Here is a 5,096-nt window from a genome sequence, read left to right on the forward strand (position 1 = left end):
GTCACGACAGCGGACCCGCCACGCGGTCGAAGACCTTGTCGCACTCGAACTCCGACGGGTCGGTCTTCGGAGTGAGGAAGTCGCCGACGTTCTCGTCGGTGATCAGGAACTGCTCGGCGTAGAACGCCCGGTCCTCGTCGGAGACGTCGGCCATGTCCAGCTCGCCGGTCGCGACGCAGTAGCCGATGGCCAGGCCGATGCCGCCCTGCCAGGCGCCGTCGCTGGAGACGGTGGCGGTCATCGTGCCGTCCTCGATGGCGGTCAGCGCATCCGGTACGGCGTCGATGCCGACCACGGCCACCTCGCCCTTCATGCCCGCCTGCTTGAGCGCCTCGAGCGCGCCGAGCGCCATATCGTCGTTGGCCGCCCAGATCCCCTTGATGCTGTCACCGTGCTTGGTCAGCAGCGTCTTGGTGACATCAAGCGCCTCGGCCCGGGAGAAGTTCGCCGCCTGCTGGTCGAGCAGTGTGACCTCCGGGTTCTCGGCGAGTGCCGCCTCGAGCCCGGCGAACCGGTCCTTGGCCGCCGCGGTGTCGAGGACGCCCTGGAGGGCAATGATCCCGCCGGAGCCGCCGATGGCCTGGAAGAGCGCGTCGCCGATCTGCTGGCCGGACTCGATGCCGTTGTAGGTGATGTGGCTGATCCAGCGGTCGTAGTCGGTCGGCTTCAGGTCGGCCGGCTTGTTCCACTGGGTCACCAGGTAGGCGCCGGCCTGGTCGGCGCCCTTGACGATCGGGGTGGTGTCGGAGTCGCCGTTGGGCAGCACGTTCATCACCAGGCACTCGGTGTCCCCGGCCAGCAGCTGGCGGATCTGCTCCTGCTGCTTGGTGGAGTCGCCGTCGTAGGTGAGCCGCTCCTGCTTCAGGTCGACCGACTCCGCGAACGCGTCGCCGCCGTCGAGCCAGGATGCCTCGTACGGGTTGGACTCGTTGCGGACCTGGCCGACGAGCTTGACGTCGCCGGGATCGCAGGAGCCGGCGTCACCGGAGGCGGTCGAGCTGCCTTCGCTGCATGCGGTCAGGGCGGTGGCCGCGAGGCTGAGGCCGAACACGGCGGCGAGGGGGCGGGAGATGCGGGTCATGGATGATTCCTCGATTCATGATGCCGGGCTAGCGGTTTGGAACTGGTGGAGGTCTGCGTCCCGAGCGGCGGTTGAGGAGAGTCAGCGGGCCATCCAGCCCCCGTCGACGACGAGGACGTGCCCGTTGACGTAGTCCGAGGCGGAGGAGCTGAGGAAGACGGCGGCGCCGGCGATGTCTCGCGCGGAGCCCCAGCGACCGGCCGGGATCCGCTCCAGGATCGCTTGGGAGCGGACCGGGTCCGCCCGCAGCGGCGCGGTGTTGTCGGTGGCCATGTAGCCGGGGGCGATAGCGTTCACCTGCACGCCGTACCCGGCCCACTCGTTGGCGAGGGCCTTGGTGACACCGGCGACGCCGTGCTTGCTGGCGGCGTACGACGCGACCCGCAGGCCGCCTTGGAAGGACAACAGGCTGGCGATGCTGACGATCTTGCCGTAGCCGCGGTCGACCATGGGCCGGCCGAACTGCTGGCACAGGAAGAACAGGCCGGTGAGGTTGATGTCGATGACCCGGCGCCAGGCGTCGGTGTCGACGTCGACGGAGTCCTCGCGGTCGATGATCCCGGCGTTGTTCACCAGGATGTCGACCTGGCCGCGGGAGGTGACCTCGGCGCTGACCCGCTCTACGGCGTCCAGGTCGGAGACGTCCAGGTCGACCACCTCGACGTCGCGACCGAGCTCCCGGATCGCCTTCTCGGTCTCGGCCTGGCTGCCGGGGAGGCCGAGCAGGACCAGGTCGGCCCCCGCCTCGGCGAGGCCGAGGGCCACGCCCTGGCCGAGGCCGCGTCCGGCGCCGGTCACCGCCGCGCGCCTGCCGCCCAGGTCGAACGGCGTGGCGCTCACAGCTCCCCCAGCGCAACCGGGGCGAGGTCGGTGTAGGTGTTGTTCTCGCCCGTCATCGCCCAGATGAAGGCGTAGGGGCCGGTGCCGGCGCCGGAGTGGATCGACCACGGCGGTGAGATCACCGCCTGCCGGTTCGACACGACCATGTGCCGGGTGGCTCCGGGGCGGCCGAGGAAGTGGAACACCCGGTCGTCCTCGGCGAGGTCGACGTACAGGTAGATCTCGGTACGGCGGTCGTGCAGGTGCGGCGGCATCGTGTTCCACACCGACCCGTCGGCGATCACGGTCACGCCGAACTGGAGGCCGTAGGTCTGCAGCTCGGCGCCGTGCGCGTAGCGGTACAGCTGCCGCACACTCGCGCCTTCCGGCGAGCCGATCGCGATCGGCTCGATCGAGCCGCGGCTCAGCGCGGTGGTCGGGTAGCTCTCCCCCGCCGGCACCGACACGAAGTAGAAGGAGGCGCCGTCGCCTTCGAACGCCACCTCCCGGCCGCGGCCGACGTAGAGCCCGTCGAGGTGGCCGAGCTCGAACTTCTCACCGTCGACGACGACCTGTCCGGTCTCCGCGACGTTGATGACGCCGAGCTCTCGGCGAGCCAGGTGCGAGTCCGTGGCCAGCACGTCCCACGCGGGCAGGTCCAGCCGGTCCCCTGCCGGCACCGCGCCACCGACCAGCATCCGGTCGTCGTGGGTGTACACGCCGTGCACCTCGCCCTCGACGAACAGGTCCTCGATCAGGAAGTTCTGGCGCAGGTCCTCAGCGCGGGCGGTCTCCACGCTGGTCGGTGATGTCGAGTATCGGACCTGGATCACGAGTGGTCACTCCTGGAAGTTCGTCGAGGGTCTGAGTGGTCAGGGTGCGTGCAGCGCAAGGCGTCGGAGGGAGGCGGGCCGGTGGCCCGTCGACCGACGACAACGCAGCGATGTGCGTGCCCTGGCCGCTCAGGCACCGATGAACTTCCGGGAGTGACCACTAGGACTCCTTGGATTCGTGAACTACGTTCGTATGTGTGAACCAGACCTTAGCCGTGACCGCCATCACTGGTCAAGGAGTTGAAACTGGTCCATATATGTGGACGTTCGGTACAGTCGAGTGCAATAGAGTCCGCGCCGGACCAGGACTGCTGGCCGGACACGGGGATCAGGAGAGTCGAGCGATGCCAACCCAGAAGACGATGAACGGCGCCGCCGCCGCAGGGCCGGTCAAGTCGGCCGCCCGCGCACTGGATCTCCTCGACGAGATCGCGGCCAACGGCCCCGGCACCCAGCTCCAGCTCTCGACCCGGCTGAGCATCCCCAAGAGCAGCCTGCACGCGCTGCTACGGACGATGACTGACCGGGAGTGGCTGCAGACCGACCCGACCGGCAGCGTCTACCAGCTCGGCATCCGCTCGCTGATCGTCAGCTCCGCCTACCTGGCCGGTGACCCGGTGCTCGCCCGCGCCGCGGCCGTCATGGACGAGATCAGCGCGGCGACCGAGGAGACCGTCAACCTCGGCCGGCTGGCCGGGACCGACGTCATCTACACCGCCAAGCGCGAGTCGGTGCACCCGCTGCGGATGCACACGCCCGTGGGGCGCCGGCTGCCGGCGTACTCCACCGCGCTGGGCCGCGCGATCCTCGCCGAACGGCCGGCCGAGGCGCGCGCCGAGCTGGTCCCGGAAGCCATCCAGGCACTCACCACGCACACCGTGACCGACCGTGGCGTGGTGCTGACCATGATCGACGACGCCGAGCGGCTCGGGTACGCCGCCGAGAGCGACGAGTCCTGCGTCGGCGTCCGCTGCTTCGGCGTCGCACTTCCCTTCGGCCGCCCCGCGATGGACGGCATCAGCGTCGCCGTCCCGATGAGCCGGCTCACCGAGGACCGCGAGGCGCACATCATCGAGACCCTCCTCAGCGTGCGGTCCCGGCTCTCCCTCGAGCACAACAACAGCTTCGTGCGCTGACGTCGGAGCGGGCCGGGCCTAGACTTCCCGTCTGTGAACTTCGGTGACGGCCTACGTACGGCGATCGCCTCAAGCGGCCTGAGCCTGGACGAGATCGCCCGACGCGTCGCCGCGAGCGGGCATCGAGTGAGCACGAGCACGATCAGCGCCTGGCAGTCCGGCATCTCGGTGCCCGCTCGCACTGCCTCGCTGCGTGCGCTCGGTGAGCTCGAGCGGGTGCTCGGCACCAAGGCCGGCGAGCTCGTCGGGCTGGTCCCCGGCAGCACCAGCCGACGTCGTACTCATGCTCGGAGCGCCGACCCCGCCGTGGATGCATCCGCGATGTGGTCCAACCGGGACGCCGTCAGCCGCCTGCTGTCCCGCCTCGGCGCGGTTACCGAGGATCTCGCGGAGCCCGAGAAGCTGTTCCGGCGGCTCCGGCTCACCGTCGACGCCGAAGGCAACCACAGGCACCTCACCATCGGGTCACTGGTCCAGGCTGGATCGGAGCCGGCGACCCGGCTGCTCTACCTGCACCAGTTCCCCTGGATCGCCGAGCTGCCCACGATCGTGGCCCCGCACGGGCTGGTCTTCAACCGGTTCAAGGGCGACCACGCCAACGGCCTTGGCGCCTTCGAGCTGCTCTTCGACCCTCCCCTGCCGGCCCGCGCCGCGGCGTTCGTCGAGTACACCGTGGTCCACCCACCGCGGCTGAACACGACCTTCCTCGAGGTGCGCACCGGCCCCACCTGCCGGGAGCTGGTGCTGTCCGCGACCTTCGACCCGGCGCGCCGGCCGAAGCGCTGCTGGGCCTATCGCAAGCCCGACGCCCAGGCGGAGGAGATCCGGCTCGCCGAGCTGACCGGCAATGCGGAGCGGACGACGTATCAGTTCGTGCGTCTGGATCCGCCGCGCGGCATCCATGGCATCCGCTGGGAGTACGACGACGGCCGCTAGCCTCGCGCGGCGAGCTCGGTGATCAGCACGATCGCCTCGTCCACGTGCGCCGTGACCGCGCTCGTCCACTCGGCTCGGGGTGTCACGGTCGGTTTCGTCATCGGGTGCCTAGGTGTACCTGCCTGGGCCGCCGCCGCGACCGGCAGGGGTCCGCCGTTGGTGATCCAGCTGTGTCACTAACCTCGGTTTTCTGACACACGTGGATCACCAAACCGGCTGGTCCCAGCTCGGCCACCTTGACCACCGACCGGTGGCGTCACCGCGGGCAGCGCAGAACTCCGAGTTGAACAC

The 5,096-nt window shown here is 69.6% G+C and carries 5 protein-coding genes; 2 read left to right on the top strand and 3 right to left on the bottom strand.

Annotation, left to right across the window (positions count from 1 at the left end; genetic code table 11):
- Position 1: 1 nt before the first annotated feature.
- The 3 genes from DDV73_RS23150 to kduI all read right to left on the bottom strand — a co-directional run bounded on the left by DDV73_RS23150 (position 2) and on the right by kduI (position 2,733).
- Positions 2-1,081 (bottom strand): sugar ABC transporter substrate-binding protein, encoded by a 1,080-nt coding sequence (locus DDV73_RS23150; protein ID WP_109509631.1) that lies wholly within the window; start codon positions 1,079-1,081, stop codon positions 2-4.
- A gap of 81 nt (positions 1,082-1,162) precedes the next feature.
- Positions 1,163-1,921, bottom strand: a complete 759-nt coding sequence (gene kduD / locus DDV73_RS23155) for a 2-dehydro-3-deoxy-D-gluconate 5-dehydrogenase KduD (protein WP_109509632.1) — start codon at positions 1,919-1,921, stop codon at positions 1,163-1,165.
- Positions 1,918-2,733 carry a 5-dehydro-4-deoxy-D-glucuronate isomerase gene (gene kduI, locus DDV73_RS23160; protein WP_109509633.1) on the bottom strand — a complete coding sequence of 272 codons (816 nt, stop codon included), beginning with the start codon at positions 2,731-2,733 and terminating at the stop codon, positions 1,918-1,920. Before kduI ends, kduD begins: the two co-directional genes overlap by 4 nt.
- A gap of 344 nt (positions 2,734-3,077) precedes the next feature.
- Here kduI and DDV73_RS23165 point away from each other — a divergent pair, with 344 nt between their 5' ends.
- Positions 3,078-3,869 carry an IclR family transcriptional regulator gene (locus DDV73_RS23165; RefSeq protein WP_109509634.1) on the top strand — a complete coding sequence of 264 codons (792 nt, stop codon included), beginning with the start codon at positions 3,078-3,080 and terminating at the stop codon, positions 3,867-3,869.
- A gap of 33 nt (positions 3,870-3,902) precedes the next feature.
- Positions 3,903-4,805 carry a helix-turn-helix domain-containing protein gene (locus DDV73_RS23170; protein ID WP_109509635.1) on the top strand — a complete coding sequence of 301 codons (903 nt, stop codon included), beginning with the start codon at positions 3,903-3,905 and terminating at the stop codon, positions 4,803-4,805.
- Positions 4,806-5,096 lie beyond the last annotated feature (291 nt).

Origin of the sequence: Nocardioides speluncae, from assembly GCF_003121585.1 — a bacterium.
GTDB lineage: Bacteria > Actinomycetota > Actinomycetes > Propionibacteriales > Nocardioidaceae > Nocardioides > Nocardioides speluncae.

What these genes read in the sequence shown, in the direction of transcription:
- DDV73_RS23150 (WP_109509631.1), bottom strand. Translation starts at nt 1,081, where the DNA reads ATGACCCGCATCTCCCGCCCCCTCGCCGCCGTGTTCGGCCTCAGCCTC.
- DDV73_RS23165 (WP_109509634.1), top strand. Translation starts at nt 3,078, where the DNA reads ATGCCAACCCAGAAGACGATGAACGGCGCCGCCGCCGCAGGGCCGGTC.